The sequence below is a fragment of the Cupriavidus agavae genome (genome assembly GCF_004217045.1).
Classification (GTDB): domain Bacteria; phylum Pseudomonadota; class Gammaproteobacteria; order Burkholderiales; family Burkholderiaceae; genus Cupriavidus; species Cupriavidus agavae.
This window is the reverse complement of the sequence record NZ_SGXM01000006.1, coordinates 88776-107359: the sequence shown is the minus strand read 5'-3', so window position 1 is coordinate 107359 and position 18584 is coordinate 88776. Positions and strand designations below refer to the sequence as shown.

Here is an 18584-nt window from a genome sequence, read left to right as displayed (position 1 = left end):
TCTCGCCGCAGTCGCTGCCTTCGCATTACACGACACCTAGAACTAGACAGGAGACCGCCATGCAACGTCGTACGTTTATCGGCGCGGGCGCCGCCATGCTGGCCGCGCCCTGGGTACAAGCCCAGACACTTCCCGCTGGACCCATCCGTATCATCGTCGGCTTTCCGCCGGGCGGTGGCACCGACGTCATGGCACGCGTGCTGGCCGAGAAGCTGTCTGCGGTATGGCACACATCCGTGATCGTAGAGAACCGCCCGGGCGCCGCAGGCGTCGTGGCAGCGGAGTACGCGGCGCGTCAGCCAGCCGATGGCAGCACCCTGCTCATGACCAACATTAGCAACCATGCGATCGCGCCAAGCCTCTATCCGAAGATTGGCTACTCGGTAGAAAAGGACTTTACGCCAATCATGCTGGTCGGGGTGACCCCCAACCTGCTGATCTGCCGCGCCGGCGGCCCGGCACGCACCGTGCAGGACGTGGTCGCACTGTGCCGGAGTCAGCCGGGAAAGATCGCCTTCGGCTCCTCCGGCGCAGGGGCGGCGCAGCATCTGGCACTGGAGATGTTCAAGCTTCGCGCGGGCGTAGACGCTCTCCATGTGCCCTATCGTGGTTCGGCGCCCATGCTGACCGATCTCGTCGGGGGCCAGATTGACTTTAGCTTCGAGACGATGACCTCCGCGACGCCACAAATCCGCGGCGGCAAGGCTGTGGCCATCGCTCAGACACGCCTGCACCGGGCGGCCAGCTTCTCCAATGTGCCAACCCTCGCGGAATCGGGATTTCCGGGCTTCGATGCGGGCACCTGGTATGGCCTCGTCGGCCCGGCACGGATGCCGGCCGCGTTGGTTGGCAAGATGAATGCTGACCTGAACCGCGTGATGACGATGCCCGATGTCGCCCAGCGATTGGACAGCTTCGGCGCCGAGGACGGAGGAGGGAGTGCGGCCCATTTCGGCGAATTCATCAACGCCGAATGCGTCAAGTGGGCCCGCATCGTCAAGGAAGCCAAGGTGAAGGTATGACCACATCCCGACGCGTCACCGCTGAAGAATCGCTGCCGGCTGACGTCGAACGCGCGCGACTGGTCGGCCGCGCCTGGGTGCCCGGGAGACTGGGCGGACCGACGCTAGTCACGGTGCGCGGCAACGAGCTCATCGACATTAGCGCCCTGGCGCCCACGATGGCCGACCTTCTCTCGCAGCCCGATTGCGCGGCGAGGGTGGCGGCCGCCAAGGGCGCTTCGCTCGGCCCGCTGCAGGAATGGCTCGATGACACCTGCGCCAATGGATCGGACGCCGCCCGTCGCCACTTGCTGGCGCCCAATGACCTGCAAGTCGTCAAGGCGGCCGGGGTCACCTTTGCAGCGAGCATGCTCGAGCGCGTCATCGAGGAACGCACCCGCGGCGATGCGGCAGGAGCGGCGGCCGTACGCGCCTCACTTGTGGAGATTCTTGGCGACAGCCTGTCGGACGTGCGTCCGGGCTCCCTTGAGGCGCAACGTATCAAGCAGGTACTTCTCGCCCAAGGGCTCTGGTCACAGTATCTCGAAGTTGGCCTGGGGCCGGATGCCGAGATATTTACCAAGGCGGCACCGCTGGCATCGGTCGGGACCGGTGTTGGCGTCGGCATTCATCCCGCTTCCACCTGGAACAATCCGGAGCCTGAAGTCGTGCTGGCCGTGTCGCCGACCGGCGAGATCGTTGGGGCAGCGCTGGGAAACGATGTGAACCTGCGCGACTTCGAGGGTCGTAGCGCCTTGTTGCTTGGCAAAGCCAAAGATAACAACGCGTCATGCAGCATTGGCCCATGGATCCGCTTATGCGATACGCATTTCGGCATCGAGCAGATTGCCGCCACAGACATCACGTTGACCCTGGAAGGTGAGGACGGCTTCGTATTGCACGGGCACAGCACCATGCGCGAGATCAGCCGGGCGCCACAGGAACTCGTCGCCCATGCCATGGGCGCGCACCACCAATACCCGGACGGGATGATGCTGTTCTGCGGCACGTTGTTCGCACCCATCGAGGACCGCGACGAAGTCGACGCGGGTTTCACACATCGCCCCGGCGACCGCGTCAGCATAAGCGCCGATCGCTTGGGTGGGCTCGTGAACTGGGTGCAGGATTGCACCACCCTACCCCCATGGAAATTCGGCATCGGCGCGTTGATGCACAACCTTGCGCAACGCGGTCTGCTGCATCCGCCGCCCTGAAGCACCAAGAGGGTTCAGACAGCCCACCGGCGACCGGCGACCGCCTCCCGGCCATTCCTCGACAGTTGGCGGCGGCCAAACAACATCCCAGGAGACAACCTCATGAAACACGCTATCTCGCATATCGTGCTGGCCACGCTATTGGCCGTCGCAACCGCGGCGGGCGCCGAGACGGTCAAGCTTCGCTTTGCCCACACCGTGCCCGAAACGGACTCCCAGCATCTTGCGGCGCTCTCGTTCAGTGAGAAGGTCAAGGCGCGTACCGGGGGCGCCGTCCAGATCCAGGTCTTCGCCAACAGCCAGCTCGGCAACGACACGTCGCTTGTCACCGGCGTACGCAGCGGAACCATCGACATCGGCGCGACAGGCAACCCATTCGTGACTGGCCTGGCTCCACGCCTGAACGTTCTGGACCTTCCCTATCAGTTCGAGGACGGGGCGAGCGCCTATCGGGTGCTGGACGGCACCGTCGGCCGCTCACTGCTGGATGAGTTGGGCGCACACCGCATCAAGGGCCTGGCGTTCTGGGAGATCGGCTTTCGCAGCCTGGGCAACAACAAGCGGCCTATCCAGCGCGCTGAGGATATCCGTGGCCTGAAGATCCGGACCACGCCGAATCCTTCGCATATCAAGGCCTTCCAGTTGCTGGGCGCCAGCCCGCAGCCGATGCCCTTCGCGGAAGTATTCGGCGCACTGGAATCCGGGGCGGTCGACGGCCAGGAGAACCCACCCACTCTGATGGTGTCAGCAAAGCTCTACGAAGTGCAGAAGTACGTTTCCCTTACGCGGCATGCCTACACGGCGCTCGTCGTACTCATGAACAAGGCGAAGTTCGAATCGCTCAAGCCCGAGTACCAGAAAGTCCTGCTCGAGGAAGCGGCCTCAGCCGCCACCTATCAACGCAAGCTCAATGCGGACAACGAGCGAGCGGCCATCGCCCAACTGCGCGCCAAGGGAGTGCAAGTCATCGAGCAACCCGACAACGCCAGCATGCGCAAGGTTGTCCGCGAGGAAACCCGCCAGCTTTTCGTACAGAAAAACGGCGACGCAGGTGGCGCCGTACTGCGCGCCATCGAAACACAGCGCTGATCCACATCGCGACCTGCAGAGGAGTAGCGCCATGACAAGCCATCCCGAGGCCATCGTCGATGCCCATCACCATCTCTGGCACCTTGGTACCGGTCGTTACCCGTGGCTGCAAGACCGCTACGACCCACAGTCCTTCTTCCTGGGCGAGTATGAAGCACTGTGTCACGACTTTGGCGTCGACGACTACCTGTCGCATTGGCCGGGCGTGCATGTCGATGGCACCGTCCATGTGGAAGCCGAGCGGGAGCGCAGCGAGTCGCTGGCCGAAACGATCTGGCTTCACGAGCAGCATGCACGCCACGGCTTCCCGAGCGCGGTCGTGGCGCATGTGGACCTGCTGGACGCGGGGCACGACGCCAGCCTGCGCGAACAGACAGCCTATCCGCTTGTACGTGGCGTACGGTGCAAGCCGCAAATCGCTGCGACTGCCACGCGTGACGTGCGACAGCAAGCGGGAAGCCTGCAAGACCCGCGCTGGCGGGCCGGCCTCGAAGCACTGGCCGCACGTGGGCTTGCATGGGATCTGCGCGTTCCGTTCTGGCATCTGGAGGAAGCCGCCGAACTCATCGCCACGGTGCCGGGCCTGCGCGTCGCCGTGGAGCACACCGGGCTTCCCTGGGACCGCTCCGAGGCTGGCCTCGCGCAATGGCTGCGTGGCATGCGCTTGCTGGCGAGCATTCCGGAGGTACATGTAAAGCTCTCCGAGTTTGGCCTACCCGGCAAGCCTTGGGACCGCGCCGACAATGTTCGGGTGATTCGGCATGCGATCGACGTCTTCGGCGCCGAACGTTGCATGTTCGCCAGCAACCTGCCTGTTTCAGGGTTGCGCGCCAATACCGCCGAGATCATCGCCACCATGAGCGAGGCAATGGCGAGACTCGACGCCGTGCAGTCACGCGGCATCTGGCGAGACAACGCGCTGGACTTCTACCGCGTCGCTCGCGGCGAGACGCCGGTGGACGCGTTAGTCGACACGAAATCCTCGAGGCGCCCAGCAGGAGTACAAGCATGAACCGCATCACCTTTCGTATCGTCCATGGCGTAATGGTTGCTCTCATGACTGCCATGATCGGACTCGTGTTCGGAAACGTGGTGTTGCGCTACGTGTTCAATACGGGCATCGCCTTCTCTGAGGAGGCATCGCGATTCCTGTTCATGTGGCTCACGTTGCTTGGCGCTCTATTGGTCATGCACGACCGCGCTCATCTGGGCATGAACACCGTCGTGGCGCGACTGAGCCCAGGCGGCCAGCGACTGTGTCGGCTGCTGGCCGATGCAGCCGCCCTGGGATGCTGCCTGCTGCTGACGCATGGCGCCTGGCAAATCGTCCAGATCGGCATGGACGACCGGGCACCCGTGACCGGTGTTCCGCTCGGACTCGTCTACGCCTGCCTGCTGCTTTGCGGCGCGGGGATGACGGCGATGTTGGCATGGTCGCTGGGTCGGCTTCTGAGCGGGCGTATGACACTTGGCGAACTGACGCCGCAATCGGGCCCCAGCGGGGAATAACCGAACGGAGTACGAATCATGACAATCTTCTTCTTCGTGGGCTCCCTACTGGGAGCGATGGCGATCGGAATGCCCATTGCCTTTGCCTTGCTGGCCTCCGGAGTCGTGCTGATGCTGCATCTTGGCAACTTCGACACGCAAATCCTCGCGCAAACCATGCTGGAGGGCGTCAACAACTACCCTCTGATGGCCGTGCCATTCTTCATGCTGGCCGGAGAACTGATGAACGCCGGGGGTCTCTCCCGCCGGATAGTACGCGTGGCAGAAGCCGCGGTAGGTCATGTCCGCGGCGGCCTGGGGTACGTTGCAATCATTGCAGCCACTGTCGTGGCGAGCATCTCCGGCTCGGCAGTGGCCGATACCGCTGCGGTAGCCGCGCTATTGATACCGATGATGCGAGGTGCCGGGTACAACGTACCACGTGCCGCAGGCCTGATTGCCGCAGGCGGCATCATCGCGCCCGTCATTCCGCCTTCCATCGCCATTGTGGTATTCGGCGTAGTGGCCCAGGTCTCGATCACGAAGTTGTTTCTCGCCGGCATCGCGCCGGGCGCCATGATGGCGCTGACACTCGCCGCCACCTGGTACTTCTGCGCACGCAGGGAGACCTTCGCTCAGACCGAAACTTTTTCGGCTCGCCGCTTGTTGCGCGCGCTGAGGGAAGGCGTTTGGGCACTGGTGTTGCCGGTAGTCATCATCGGCGGCATGAAGATCGGCGCATTCACCCCTACCGAGGCCGCCGTCGTGGCTGTCGTGTACGCGATAGTGGTGGGCCGTCTTGTGTATGGCGAACTCTCGATGCGCAAGGTCCCTGAGATCATTGTCACAGCCGCCAAGACATCCAGCACAGTGCTGTTCCTCGTGGCTTGCGCTCTGGTATCCGCTTGGCTCATCACCATCGCGAACATCCCGGCGCAGGTGACTGCATTGCTCGAACCGTTCATCGGCAACCAGATCCTTCTCATGTTCATCATCATGCTTCTGGTGATCGTGGTGGGCACGGCGCTGGACCTGATGCCGACGGTGCTGATCATGACGCCGATCCTGATGCCGGTCATCACCAAGGCAGGGATCGATCCGGTCTACTTCGGCGTGATGTTTGTGCTGAACAACGCTATTGGGCTACTCACCCCTCCGGTCGGCACCGTGCTGAACGTCGTGGCTGGTACGTCGCGCTGCAGTCTGGACAGCGTCATTGGCGGGGTCTGGCCATTCTTGCTCAGCCTGACCGCACTCATGTTCCTGTTCGTCCTGTTCCCACAGCTGATCCTCGTGCCGGCCGCATGGCTGCACTGAACCCGCCTTTTCCAACAACCATACCGAGAAGGAGATTGAAATGAACCAAGGATTAGCCTGGTCCCGTCGAGCTGCGACCGTACTCACGATGACAGCCATGACCGCATTCGTCGCCATGCAACCGGCTCGTGCTCAATCCCAGCAGACAACGTCGGGTGGGTGCAACGGGATGTTGCGGGTGCCATCCGAGAACGGTAACTATGCGAACGTCAAGCGATATATCCAGACGCCAACCGGTTACCTTCTCGTGCTACGCATGGGAGACAACGTACTGGAGCGGCTAGCCGTTTTCGCGGCGTGCGAGAAGATTCCAAGCGCCAGCCTGTCCGCAATCGGCTTCGCCCACGTGACCTTTGGATTCTGGGACGCGGGTAAGCAGCAGTTCAACCCCAAGACCTATCGTGACGTGGAAATGGCCAGCGTGGTCGGCAGCTTGGCGTGGAAGGAAGGAAAGCCTTCGATCCATATCCATGGCGTGGCCGGTGATAGCAAATTCGATACGTACGGCGGCCACATTCTAGCGATGGAGGTTGGGACAGGCTCGCTTGAAGTGACGGTCTCCGTGCACGGGCAACGCCTCGACCGCGCGATAGATCCCCGGATCGGTGCCAACGTGCTGCAGCTATCTCAAGAGTAAATGCGATTGAGGGGCCGGCAAACGGTAAGGGCTGCGCCCCAACAAAGGACGCGAGCATCGCAGCGTCAGCACGTTTGGGGAGGTAGTTCGCCGGCGCCTGCTGCAGAAGCCGAGCGGGCGCCATTTGTACATCTAGCGTCTTACTGCACGGAGGCGAAGCGAACGCCAATAGATGGCAGCGAAGTGCGTGAGTTCAAGATGCCGGAGATCGGCCGCGCGAGCCGGCCAGGTGCGCGCCGATCCCGTACACGGCGTTGTCCACTGCTGGCAATTCTCAAACTGAGACCTTGACGACCTCGAGTCCGAGTTTCGATGCGAGGGTCAACGCTGCTCGCGGCGACTCACAGCAATCGATCCAAAAATCGGTCCCTGACACGGCGAGTGCAAACGGCAGAACGTCGTCGCCGCACTCGTGCTGCCTGTATACCACGACCTGCGCTCCCGTTTCAAAATAGTGGCGCATGTCGGCGCGACACTCAGGATAGACCTTCGATATGTGTGCGGATTGATAGGGGGTCAGCACTCTAGTCTCCGTCATGCAGTCCGCATGGGTCATTTCGGCTCGATCAGGAAGTGCAGCGCCGCGTATTGCGGGTTGCACGACCAGACTTTCTTCCCATCACGGTAAAAATTCGCCCAGCCGTCTTTGACCACAACGTCAGCGTCAGGAAAGACTGCCGAATGACCGGCAAGCAGCGCCTGGATGGCATTCGCCTCCTTGCATCTTGCGCGATAGCGGCCATCTGCCAAGGGCTTGTCGGACTTCACGGGAGTACCTCACAAATTAAGCAGAGTATCGATGACAGCTGTTGCGCTAGTTATATAGCTGGTTGCGAGCAGTGGGCTGAGGTCGAACCGTCTCTTGTCTCGTTCTCTACGCGGCTGACCAGCCTAGGGCTTGAGCGGCGTCACGGACTCGCTGGGCGGCATCGGACGCACTGTGGCGAACCTGACTCCACTCCCATCCCGAATGCCACCATTGGATAATTCCTGCTGCTTCGCTCAGACTGGGAGCTCTCACCACGCCCCTCACGTTAGCAGCGACGGACCCCCACCATTCCGCACCCTCGGCATCCTTTGCCAAGGGGTCGATCGATTCTCGGTAGATCTGCTTTACCTGCTCGAGCGTCATTTCCATATGGTCCCTTGCTGACGGACATCAAAATACTTCACCAAATACTTTCGCGGTACATCATCAACCGCGGAGCCGCCTAGTCGCTCCATGTACAAGCAGTATCCGCCGAATGTCGCCCCTGTCGTCTCGGCTCGATACAGTTCTGCCCAAGCAACCAGGTCTTCGCAGCTCGCACAGAACGAATCACCGTTTGGGAGAACCCAACCTTCGCCACTTTGCGACCGCAACACGAACAGGTTCGACGGGCACTTGGTCATTGGCCTCACTAAAGGATTCTTGACCCCAGAATGGCGACTTCAAGGTGACACAGTCATCATAGCAGCCGCAAGATGACGTCAACCCTCGGGGGCGGCTGCACATCAACCCGCGCTTCAGCGCGGTCGACTGTGTTCGATTTGGCACCGATTATAGTATTAACCACTGGTCAAATTGAGCCGATTCGCGATTGCCAGCTTGGGGGCGCGTGCGCAGCAGGCTGCCCATATTCTGCTTGAGTGGCATACGGGCTCGATGCGGCCAGTGCGATGCAGCGCTGGCGGCAGCACCAAACTCAACAGAAATTGCCGGCTCGCACGGATCAGCATGCCGCGGTTCTTTTAGACGCCCTCATGGGCATTTCATCCATAAGATCGACTACCGTCCACTGAATCGCGCCTGACGACGCTCGATGAAATGGGCAACGCCTTCCGTAAAGTCCTCGCTCTGGATGCTATCGAACATCTCGGCATTGGCCATCTGGGTGGCCTCCCCCAGCGTCTGAAACTGCTGCTCCCACAGCTGGCGCTTGATGACGCGAACTGAACGAGGCGACACGTTCTCCGCAAGATCAGCGGCGTATTCCAGCGTATGTGTCATTAATTCGTCCGGTTCGCATAGGCGGTCGACGAGCCTCATTTCTAAGGCCTCCTCGGCAGAGACTTTGCGAGCGGAAAGCAGCAGATCCGCAGCATGCCCTGGCCCTACGACGCGTGGGAGCAGCCATGAGATGCCATGCTCGGCGATCAGCCCGCGTCTGGCGAAGGCTGTGCTGAACGCAGCCCTCCTGCTGGCAAAGCGCATGTCACTGTAGAGTGCAAAGACCAACCCCAAGCCGGCTGCGGCTCCATTGATGGCGGAGATGACGGGCTTGCGCACTGCCGGGAAGTATCCGTAGCGGCTCTGGAAGTCGGCCCGGCGGTTCATATCGTAGGGACGCATCCACTGAGCGGCGCGGATATCTCCCGGAGGCAGAATCTCGAGCTCATTGATGTCCATGCCTGCGCAGAATCCTTTCCCGGCGCCCGTGAGCACAATGACCCGGACGCTCTCGTCGCAATCGGCGGCTTCCATCGCGTCGCGCAGCTCGGCTTCCATCACCTTGGTGAGAGCATTGAGCTTGTCTGGTCGATTCATCGTCACGACGGCAACGTGTGCGCTGCTGTCCGACCGCGCAACTGAAATTTCTCTATACATGCTGAGATCCTAAATAGCCATGAGTGTTTAGCCAGGGAACTGAACGGCCCGCGGCTCCAAGAACTCCTCAAGCCCATAGACCCCGCCTTCGCGCCCTACGCCGGACATCCCGAAGCCGCCAAAGGGCGCGCGAGGGTTGAACCTGGCGCCGTTGATGTCAACCTGACCGGCGCGTAGCAAGTTGGCTACCTTTTCAGCGTCACCATCCTCCGCGGCCCATACGGCGGCTGCCAGCCCATAGCGGGTGCCATTTGCCAGTGCAACGGCTTCCTCTACCGTGTCGTAGCAAAGTATCGCCAGCACGGGACCAAAGACTTCCTCCGTGGCGAGCCGACTCGTGGGTGACACATCGCCGTAGATGGTGGGCGCGACGAAGTAGCCCTGGCCTGGCACAGCTGCATCGGGGCCGCCGGCAATGCGATCGAATCCAGCCTGCTCCGCGTCTGTCAGGTGGGCCTGAACGCGCTCGCGCTGCAACGCGGACAGTAGCGGGCCAATCCGTGTCGATTCATGGGCCGGATCACCCATGACCATCTTCCCAACCGCCTCAGCAAGAAGCTCGCGACATTTCGGATAGTCCGCGCGTGATACGATCATCCGTGTGATAGCACTGCACGTCTGCCCGGAATTGAGAAAGCAGGAGGCGACCGTGGCCTTCACAGCTTTTCCAAGGTCTGCGCCAGGCAGGACGACGGCGGCCGACTTCCCGCCGAGCTCCATGGATATCCGCTTCATATCGCCCGCCGCCAGCGCTGCTACCTTCCGGCCGACGGGCGTCGAACCTGTGAACGACACCATCTGAACATCGGGATGCGTCACTAACGCCTCGCCCACCTCCGCGTCGCCTTGCACGATGTTCAGCACGCCCGACGGCAGGCCTGCCTGCTCGCACGCTGTCATCAGACATGCCGAAGCCGCCGGTGCGAGTTCTGAGGGCTTGAGAATGACGGTGCAGCCTGCCAGCAATGCTGGCGCAACCTTTCCAGTGATCTGGTGCAGCGGATAGTTCCACGGTGTAATCGCGGCAACGACACCCACCGGTACCATCGTTATCCTTGAGTTAGCCGCCTCGCTGACAAACGAGTGAGTATCCGCTAGCGCTGCGGTGGCTCGCCATACTGCGATCGGCGCGTCAACCTGGATGCGCTGCGACAGTTTTAGCGGCATCCCAACCTCGCGCGAGATATCACCCGCAAGCGATTGGCCCAGGCTTTCCAGCGCGTCGGCCACGCGGTACAGCATCGAGGCACGCGCCTGCACGCCAATCCGCTGCCAGTCCGGGAGCGCCCGCCGGGCAGCATCTACGGCACGTTGGACATCGCTGGCGCTACCCAGGTGGACGTCGCCCAGGATTGCTTCCGTCGCAGAATCATGGATTGGTACGGTGCGCCCGCCTCCTACCTGACATCGTGCGCCGTCGATAAAGTGTTCGTCCCATTGGATCATTGCATTTCCCTTTGCTGCCTTTTTCTTAAAAACTCGCCCATCACACGTTGTGGCTCCCCGTCGGCATAGCATTCGAGCTGCGCCCGGATGCCCGCCACACAGGCTTCGTCAAACCCTGGCTGCGTCATGGCGCGCAGCCGCTGCTTTGACAACCGAACGGAGGTCGCCGGCAACGCTGCCAATGTCCGGGCCCGAGCCAGCGCCGCGTCGAGCAAGTCTTCTTCGGTATGCAGGGCGGTCACCAGGCCAATCTCATAGGCGCGCTGCCCTGACACAAGTTCGCCTGACAGCGACATCTGGACGTTGTGGGTGTGCCCGACATGCAGTGTCATCAGGTACGACCCGACGATGCTTGCCAGTCCTGCCTTGACTTCGGGCTGGCCCCAACGGCTCTCTGGCGTAGTCAGACGCCAGTCCGCACACAGCGCGAGCTGGAAGCCTGCTCCGGCTGCCACGCCATGCACTGCGGCCACGCATGGCTTATCCAAGTCTCGGACGGCCTGGTACATCGCTCGTTGACGGTTCAGCCACGGTACGATCTGTTGCCACGTCACCGATGCCGCTTCATCTAGATCCTGGCCCGCGCAGAAGGCTCGGCCGCCAGCGCCCACCAACACCACCGCGCCAACCAAGGGCTCAGCATTGAGACGACCCAGCGTGTCAATCAGGGCGCCCCGCAGCGCGTCATTGACCGCATTCATCCGCTCCGGGCGGTGCAACGTCACGATGGCCACGCTGCCTTCACGTTCCACAAGTACAGGTTCCATTTCAGGCTCCAGCCAGTTCCACCACGGCATCCACGGCAACAACGCCCTCCCCGGCCGCCTGCACCATCAATGGGTTAATGTCCACCGACTTCAGAGTTTCGCGGTGTTGCACCGCCCAGTCTCCCAGCGCCACGGCTGCCGCGGCCAACGCGTCGAGATCGAGCGCCGGCATGTCCCGATACCCCTGAAAGAGCGGTGCAATACGAAGCCGGCCGCAGGCTGCTCTGACATCCGCCTGGCTAAACGGCGCAAGCAAAGAGACGATGTCTTTGCGCAACTCGAGTAGCGTGCCGCCTTCTCCGATCATCACAAGCGGGCCGAGCACGGGGTCGACCGATACGCCCAGCGCAAACTCGTGCCGCCCTGCCACCATCGCCGCCACCACCACCCTTGGGCTCTGGACTCCAAGTTCTCGCAGTTTGTGCAGACAGTCTCTCGCGGCTTGTTCGACAGCCGTAGGGTCGGCCAGCCTGAGATGGACGAGACCATGTTCGCTCTTGTGCGGCACCTCTGCCGCGCAACCCTTGACCACGACAGAGCCACAGCCCAGCGCCGAGAAGGCCGCGACCGCCTCATCTGCAGTCGCACAGATACGGTTAGGCACTGCGGGGACGCCTGCCTGTGCAAGCAGGGCCAGGCTGCGGGCCTCGTCCTGTAGACCGCTCCCCTCTAGTGACAAGGGGTTGTTCGAGAATTCTGGCGTTTGCGCCGACGCCTCGAGGCGCGCGTGGGCTGCGTACTGAGCCAGCGCAGCGATCGCATCGCCTTCCGTGACGAACGTCGGAACGCCATGTTGTACGAAGACGTCTCGAACGGCTTGCTGAGGGGCGCTGACCACCAGCGGCTTGCCAAACCGGCTGCTGGACGCTGCAGCATCGCGGGCGAGTGCTTCTACGTCGTAGCCTGGGCCCGCGACCGGAATCCCAATCATGACCATGTCCGCTTGCGGATCCCCACCGAGCGCATCGAGGACACGCGGGAACATATCGCCCTTTCCCATGAGCGCCGCCGTCATATCGAGCGGGTTACTGGCAGTACCAAAATCGGGAAGGATCGCACCGAGGCTCTCGAGCGTCGCAGACTCCAGTTCCGTGAGCGATAGATCATGCCGCTCTGCCAGGTCGGCCGCCATCACGCCCACGGCGCCGCTATGGCTCATCACCACGGTACGCCCCTGCCCGGGTGCGCGTCCCTGCAGGTACAACGGCACGGCGCGCACGAGTTCACCAATATCGGCGGCGCGCCATATGCCAATGCGAGCGAAAAACGCATCGATGGCTGCGTCGTTTCCCACCAATGCCCCGGTGTGGGATGCCGCCGCGCGTGCGCCGTGCTGGCTTCTACCTGCCTTGATCGCGACGATGCTGGCACCACGGCTACGGGCGATCGCTGCGGCCCGCGCGAGCGCCGCCGGATCTGACACGGACTCCAGGTAGAGTAGGATCAACTTGATCGCTGGATCCTCGGCCACGGCCGCCGTCATGGCGCAGGCATCAAGATCGGCATCGTTACCCGTCGCCACCAGGTAGCGCACGCCCAGTCCGGCTTGCCGCAATAGCGCGTACGGCATGACGCTGGCGGCTCCGCTCTGGCTGATGATCGCAATCGGTCCATCCGCGGGGGCGACCTCCATGAACATGGTCGAGAAGTTCAGCACGGCTCCCTTGGCGAAATTGGCCGTTCCCTGCGCGTTAGGCCCCACGAGGCGCATGCCGCCCGCCCTGGCAACATCCACCATTTCCTGCTGGCGCGTCCGACCCTCCTGGCCCGTCTCGGCGAAACCGGAGGCCATGATTACCGCAGCCTTCACCCCGGCGTCGGCACAGGCGCGCACCTGCTCCATCGTCGCGTCGCCCGATACCGCGATCACCACGGCGTCGGGCGTCTTACCGATATCGCCCAGCGTAGGGTACGCGCGGTAACCCTGGATTGTCGTGCGCCCCGGATTCACGGGAAACACTTCCCCCGCATAGCCGAACTTGCGCATGTAGTGGATAGGCCGACCACCGACCTTGTTCGGGTTGTCCGATGCCCCGATGATGGCCACCGAGCCCGGCGAGAACAGCGCATTGAACGTTTCAGTCAAGGGTCGCTCCCGACGTCTTCACCACCGGAGCCCACTTGGCCGCATCGTGCTGAATCAATTTCTCGAAATCGGCGGGCGTGCCGGGCAATGGGTTCGCGCCCAGGATGGCAAGCTGCTTTTTGACGTCTGCTTGGGCCAATACCTTTTGCAGTTCGGCATTGAGGCGATGCACCGCCTCCGGCGGCGTGCCCTTGGGCGCGGAGAGGCCAAACCAGATCGTCACGTCATAGCCTGGCAGGCCGGACTCGGCAACCGTCGGCACCTTCGGCAAAGCCTCGGAGCGGAGCGGGCCCGTAACGCCCAGCGCCTTGACCTTCCCACCTGCGATGTATTGCACCTGACTCGAAACGGTGTCGAACATCATTGAAATGCGTCCGCCCAGGAGATCGGTGAACGCAGCGGCGGAGCCCTTATAGGGCACGTGAACGATGTCGATCCCCGCCATCGATTTGAAAAGCTCACCCGACAGATGGTTGGAGCTGCCGTTGCCAGCGGACCCGAACGTCAGCGAACCAGGCTTCTGCTTAGCCAGGGCGACGAGTTCCTTGATGTTGCCCGCCGGCAGGCTATTCGGCACCACAAGCACGTTGGTCGTTGAGGCAACCGAGCCTACTGCATCGAAAGCCTTGACTGGGTCTACCTTTAGCGAACGGTAGAGCGACGGGTTGATAGCCAACGTGCCCGTCGTGGAGAAGAACAGCGTGTAGCCATCGGGCGACGCGGCGGCCGCAGCCTCGGTTGCGATCGTGCCGCCCGCGCCGCCACGGTTGTCGACCACTACGGGCTGGCCAAGCTGTTGTGACAGGTGCTGCCCGATCAGGCGCGCCATGCCGTCAGTCGGCCCGCCCGCCGGGAACGGCACGATCAGTCGGATCGGCTTGGTCGGGTAGCTCGCCGCTGCGCGGGCGACGCCCCCGTGCATGAGAACGGCCATGCACAGCAACATGCCGGCAAGCACGAGATGAATCGGCGCTCCAGATTTGCCGCTCAGGACATATGCCAGCGAGGGCCAGCGCGTAGAGGAACTTCGCATGTTGTCTCCATTCGTTTGCGTGCCTTCTCTACATGGAAGGATGTCCAGCAGTGTATGGAGACTTTGGCTACCGCAAAAGTGTATATTCTGCGATACCTGATTTCGACTTTTTGGATAGCTGGTAAAGTGAACTTGAAGCAACTGGAAACGGTCGCCTTGGTGGCGGAACTCGGCTCGCTCTCGCGGGCGGCGCGCGCGCTTGGCATTGCGCAGTCGCTGGTGAGCCGGACCGTCGCAAACCTTGAGTCCGAATGGGGAGATCGGCTTTTCGAGCGCACCGGCCGAGGCATGGTGCTGTCCGAATTCGGCAAGCGGATCTTCCCGGAAATCGAGCTGTTGCTCGCCCAATCGACGCGTCTGCACGACGAAATCCGCAATGCTGCGGGCGTGCCCGCGGGGACGGTCAGGATTGGCGTTCTGCCGTCCATGACCCGGCGCTTGATTCCTACCCTATTCGCTGACCTGCGAAAGACGGCGCCCGGCGTACGCTTGCGGGTGATCGAAGGGTTCAGCGGACAGCTTGACGAACAACTCGACGCTGGACACCTCGATCTCGCGGTCATCAACCGGTACGGGCCCAGTCCCCGTCAGAACGAGGACGTGCTCGCCACGGTGGCGAACTATCTGATCGGCAAAGCTGGGCATCCAATCGCCAACCAGCCGGCCGTGGACTTCAAGTGCTTGGCTGGGATCCCGCTTGTGCTGCCGCCGGCGCCCAACGGGTTGCGATTGATCCTGGACCAGCATGCGCGCCAGCAAGGCGTCACGCTGGATGTGGCGCTCGAGGTCGAATCCCTGAATGCCATGAAGGAGGTGGCACTGTCCGGCCATGCCCTGATAATCCTGCCTCAGTTGGCAGTTGACGATGAAGTCAGCGCCGGGCGACTGGTCGCAGCGGAGATTATCAATCCCCAGCTTCCTCGCTCAATCAGCCTCGGGCTCACCCAGCATCATCCGCTGTCGCGCGCGGCGCGCCTCGTGCTTTCCCGGCTGCATGAGCTGATCCCTCCTATGACGCAACCTGACTGGAGCGGAAGCAACAAGCGCCAATAAGAACGAGTGTATTTATCGAGACCGGGGCTGGACATAGCTCGGCTGCGGTCGGTCCGTCCCCGCGCGATGGCTTCTGGCCACCGCCATACGCTCACATCCGCCACCCGGCTTTGGTACCCTGACGCTTGATAGTCCCTGTTAACCGCGGCTCGGACCTCGCAAACCGGCGGCGCTGCCGACCAACGAAACTGTTTGAAAGAGAAAGCTTATGAGACTGATCGGAATGCTGGATTCGCCCTACGTACGGCGCGCAGCGATTTCTATGCGCTTGCTGGGCCTTGATTTTGAGCATGAGCCGGTGTCGGTTTTTCGCACTTACGAACAATTTCGTTCGATCAATCCGGCGGTGAAGGCGCCAACGCTGATCTGTGACAACGGAGTGGTTCTGATGGACTCGACTCTCATCGTTGACTATGCCGAGGCATTGGCCGGGCGTAGCTTGATGCCAACGGCCCTGGAAGTCAGGCAACGCGCATTGCGCACTATTGGGTTAGCGCTTGCCGCCTGCGAAAAGGCTGTACAGAACGTTTATGAACACAACATCCGGCCGGCCGAGAAAATTCATCAGCCGTGGCTCGACCGCGTGAATGAGCAGTGCGCTAGCGCTTTTGCGATGCTCGAGGAGGAGATTTCACGCCAATCTATGCCGATCGACGAAGCCCGCCTCGATCAGGCTGGTCTCACTGCGGCGGTTGTTTGGACCTTTGCCCAAGCGATGCTACCGGGAAAGATAAATCCAGCAAATCATCCGAGATTGCATGCATACACGAAGCTGGTCGAAGATTTTCCGCCATTCCGCGCCATGCCACACGCCTGATGCAACTTGGCTTCTGGTGTTCTCGAGAACCTAAGGTTCGCGCTGACCGACTATAGCGAAACGGGTGCATTTTTCGTGCTTCACAACTGTGATAAACGCCGACCGAGTAGTGTATTCCGGAGTCGCGATGACCCTTGATTCTTCTGCTTTTAGCGATTGCGGATCGGTCCGACGAACCGTAACTCAACCGGGTCGATCACAATTTATATTGAATACGGTGCGTAGATCGGAATTGTGTTTCGAAGTCCAGACTGGCTCTGGCTTCCGGCCCTCCCTGATCGCTCCACCCCTTAGTGTCGCCCGGCTGAATCCGCAGCCGGGAGCGGCCGATCATTCCACCACGATTGCTACGCGCGCATCTCACTCAGTCGCACCGGCAATCGTGGAGGCTAACTGCGTTAGATTAGCGCTGGTTCTGCACCAGTCTCCTCAAGCTGCCGATAGTAGTTTGCCTCTGGTCGAGTGCGTCCAGAACGAAATCCGTGGTCATCGACGAACTGACCCACCAGCCAACGATACACCGGGCGAACACGTCGATCACAAACGCAACGTACAACCCTCCCTGCCATATCGAAACGTAGGTGAAGTCCGAAACCTAGATGCAATTCGGACCGTTGAGCACGGAACGGAGCTTGGAAGCAGATGAACCGTGAAGCGGACGCGGTCGCACACTGCACCGTTGCGCCGTTGATGAAGCAGCGAAGTACGCGGTGTCGTTCGCGGCGGACGGATTCGCATCACGACGCCAGATACGGAGCAGTGCCTCCGCCGGATCTGGTCAATGGTTGTCGGCGCCGTAGACCTGCATGTTGGTTTGCCAGACCCGTTTGATCTCGGATCGAGCTACTCGTCGAGCTTGGCTCTCCCAGAGCGCCGAACAGGTCACGAAGCAGCGGCATGGCGCAGATAGCCAGACCAAACAATCCGCAAGCCCTTGCAGATCGGCTCGACTCCCAAGGTATCGCGATGCAGATCGACAGGGGCCTTCATGACTTCAAACGGCGGTCGCGCTCAACTTGGGCAAAAAACGCGCTCGCCAGCTTGGGTTTCGCGCAAAACTCGCTCGAGTCATCGCCTATATAGTTAGGGGCTATCCCATGAACCCATCGCTGGTAAAATCGCGTCCTACCGAGAAAACTGAGCCACTACTTGGCGACGGCCACCAGCGATACGCTAGAGTAAAGCTTCCGGACAGACATCGCTGCCAATCTTGGTCGCCTCGGAAAATGGCGATATGGTAAATTCATCCAGCGCTGCCTGTCCAAAATAGGTTCTATATTCTTCCGCGACCCGCAATGGGTTCAAGAGCTTATTGTCGCTACGACCATGCAGCTGCGCGACCATCTCGTCAATCAAATTGGACCACAGTGGCGGTTCTTTAGTATCTAACCCAGCGCGAATTGCGTTTCGGCTAAAGCCTGCTCCTACCATCAGCGCAGCGCCTCTGGCTGAACCATCTCTCCACAGTGCCCGCCCAAGTTGTTGCAGTGCCGGATAATCCGGGAGCGTCTTCAAATCATCGTTCATCTTCTAATCATCCGTCTCGTCGAGATTAGCTTCCTTAGCTCGAACGTGCGTGAGATTGCCGCGAACCGAGCTTAATTTATTCGTCGGATCTGTGATTCCGTACTCTCTTCAACTGCTAAACGTAGCGTCGTCGTCACAAGGTATTCTTTCTACTCATTATGGACTTCGACTGCTCCGCTCTTCACATGAAGCACAAAGTCGAAGCGTGGACCCATGCTGATCCTCCGGCGTGACAAGAAGTAAACTCAACCGAACCTCGGAACCCATGGTCACAATCATGTCCACAAAAGCGGCGACCTTCTCGCTTTCATACTTCATCGCTGTATTCAGCCAACGACCAGCCTGCGACCAACTGGGCATCGTCGTCCAACTCGTTTGGCGGCGGCTGACGGTCTAGCGTAAGCATTACTTGCCGTCGATATTCGCAAGCATTCGCAGACCGCGGCGGGCGCCAGCAGACTAGTGTCGCGCTCGCGGCGGAACAAGAAGCTGAGTCCGATTGCCGGCTTCATTTCGTATTCG

16 protein-coding genes, 2 pseudogenes and 1 other annotated feature are annotated in these 18584 nt (G+C 61.3%); of the genes and pseudogenes, 9 read left to right on the top strand and 9 right to left on the bottom strand.

Annotation, left to right across the window (positions count from 1 at the left end):
* Nucleotides 1-59: 59 nt before the first annotated feature.
* From EV147_RS19455 to EV147_RS19425, 7 genes are all read left to right on the top strand, one after another.
* Entirely contained in the window at nucleotides 60-1022 is a 963-nt protein-coding gene (locus EV147_RS19455; protein WP_130392876.1) for a Bug family tripartite tricarboxylate transporter substrate binding protein, read from the top strand.
* A complete protein-coding gene (locus EV147_RS19450; protein WP_130392875.1) occupies nucleotides 1019-2215 on the top strand; it encodes a fumarylacetoacetate hydrolase family protein in 1197 nt (398 codons plus the stop codon). The genes EV147_RS19455 and EV147_RS19450 overlap by 4 nt, the downstream gene beginning before the upstream one ends.
* Before the next feature lie 102 nt (nucleotides 2216-2317).
* Entirely contained in the window at nucleotides 2318-3304 is a 987-nt protein-coding gene (locus EV147_RS19445; RefSeq protein ID WP_130392874.1) for a TRAP transporter substrate-binding protein, read from the top strand.
* Between the two features lie 31 nt (nucleotides 3305-3335).
* Nucleotides 3336-4316: an amidohydrolase family protein gene (locus tag EV147_RS19440; RefSeq protein ID WP_130392873.1), complete on the top strand. Its 981-nt coding sequence runs from the start codon at nucleotides 3336-3338 to the stop codon at nucleotides 4314-4316.
* Entirely contained in the window at nucleotides 4313-4813 is a 501-nt protein-coding gene (locus EV147_RS19435) for a TRAP transporter small permease (protein ID WP_130392872.1), read from the top strand. Before EV147_RS19440 ends, EV147_RS19435 begins: the two co-directional genes overlap by 4 nt.
* Before the next feature lie 18 nt (nucleotides 4814-4831).
* Nucleotides 4832-6109 carry a TRAP transporter large permease gene (locus tag EV147_RS19430; protein ID WP_130392871.1) on the top strand — a complete coding sequence of 426 codons (1278 nt, stop codon included), beginning with the start codon at nucleotides 4832-4834 and terminating at the stop codon, nucleotides 6107-6109.
* Between the two features lie 97 nt (nucleotides 6110-6206).
* Nucleotides 6207-6746 carry a PPC domain-containing DNA-binding protein gene (locus EV147_RS19425; RefSeq protein ID WP_235844831.1) on the top strand — a complete coding sequence of 180 codons (540 nt, stop codon included), beginning with the start codon at nucleotides 6207-6209 and terminating at the stop codon, nucleotides 6744-6746.
* A 552-nt stretch (nucleotides 6747-7298) separates the two neighbouring features.
* On the opposite strand, the gene EV147_RS19415 is transcribed toward EV147_RS19425, so the two are convergent.
* The 6 genes from EV147_RS19415 to EV147_RS19385 all read right to left on the bottom strand — a co-directional run bounded on the left by EV147_RS19415 (nucleotide 7299) and on the right by EV147_RS19385 (nucleotide 14578).
* Entirely contained in the window at nucleotides 7299-7514 is a 216-nt protein-coding gene (locus EV147_RS19415) for a hypothetical protein (RefSeq protein WP_130392870.1), read from the bottom strand.
* Between the two features lie 1000 nt (nucleotides 7515-8514).
* Nucleotides 8515-9333, bottom strand: a complete 819-nt coding sequence (locus EV147_RS19405; protein ID WP_130392868.1) for an enoyl-CoA hydratase — start codon at nucleotides 9331-9333, stop codon at nucleotides 8515-8517.
* A 27-nt stretch (nucleotides 9334-9360) separates the two neighbouring features.
* Nucleotides 9361-10779 (bottom strand): aldehyde dehydrogenase family protein, encoded by a 1419-nt coding sequence (locus EV147_RS19400; RefSeq protein WP_130392867.1) that lies wholly within the window; start codon nucleotides 10777-10779, stop codon nucleotides 9361-9363.
* Nucleotides 10776-11546 carry an enoyl-CoA hydratase/isomerase family protein gene (locus EV147_RS19395; protein ID WP_130392866.1) on the bottom strand — a complete coding sequence of 257 codons (771 nt, stop codon included), beginning with the start codon at nucleotides 11544-11546 and terminating at the stop codon, nucleotides 10776-10778. The genes EV147_RS19400 and EV147_RS19395 overlap by 4 nt, the downstream gene beginning before the upstream one ends.
* A gap of 1 nt (nucleotide 11547) precedes the next feature.
* Nucleotides 11548-13632, bottom strand: coding sequence for an acetate--CoA ligase family protein (locus tag EV147_RS19390; protein WP_130392865.1), 2085 nt, complete (start codon nucleotides 13630-13632; stop codon nucleotides 11548-11550).
* Nucleotides 13625-14578, bottom strand: coding sequence for a Bug family tripartite tricarboxylate transporter substrate binding protein (locus EV147_RS19385; protein WP_130392992.1), 954 nt, complete (start codon nucleotides 14576-14578; stop codon nucleotides 13625-13627). Before EV147_RS19385 ends, EV147_RS19390 begins: the two co-directional genes overlap by 8 nt.
* Before the next feature lie 213 nt (nucleotides 14579-14791).
* Between EV147_RS19385 and EV147_RS19380 the strand changes: the two genes are divergently transcribed.
* Both EV147_RS19380 and EV147_RS19375 read left to right on the top strand, forming a co-directional pair.
* A complete protein-coding gene (locus EV147_RS19380) occupies nucleotides 14792-15718 on the top strand; it encodes a LysR family transcriptional regulator (protein ID WP_235844830.1) in 927 nt (308 codons plus the stop codon).
* A 208-nt stretch (nucleotides 15719-15926) separates the two neighbouring features.
* Complete coding sequence (locus EV147_RS19375) at nucleotides 15927-16535, top strand: glutathione S-transferase family protein (RefSeq protein ID WP_130392863.1); 609 nt, start codon at nucleotides 15927-15929, stop codon at nucleotides 16533-16535.
* A gap of 454 nt (nucleotides 16536-16989) precedes the next feature.
* On the opposite strand, the pseudogene EV147_RS26325 reads toward EV147_RS19375, so the two are convergent.
* From EV147_RS26325 to EV147_RS19365, 3 genes and pseudogenes are all read right to left on the bottom strand, one after another.
* Nucleotides 16990-17130: pseudogene (locus EV147_RS26325) on the bottom strand (DDE-type integrase/transposase/recombinase); the annotation flags it as partial.
* Between the two features lie 298 nt (nucleotides 17131-17428).
* Nucleotides 17429-17578: pseudogene (locus EV147_RS26490) on the bottom strand (IS3 family transposase); the annotation flags it as partial.
* Nucleotides 17451-17567: a sequence feature (AL1L pseudoknot), on the bottom strand. Its footprint overlaps the pseudogene before it by 117 nt.
* 130 nt (nucleotides 17579-17708) lie before the next feature.
* Entirely contained in the window at nucleotides 17709-18062 is a 354-nt protein-coding gene (locus EV147_RS19365; protein ID WP_130392862.1) for a hypothetical protein, read from the bottom strand.
* Nucleotides 18063-18584: the final 522 nt, after the last annotated feature.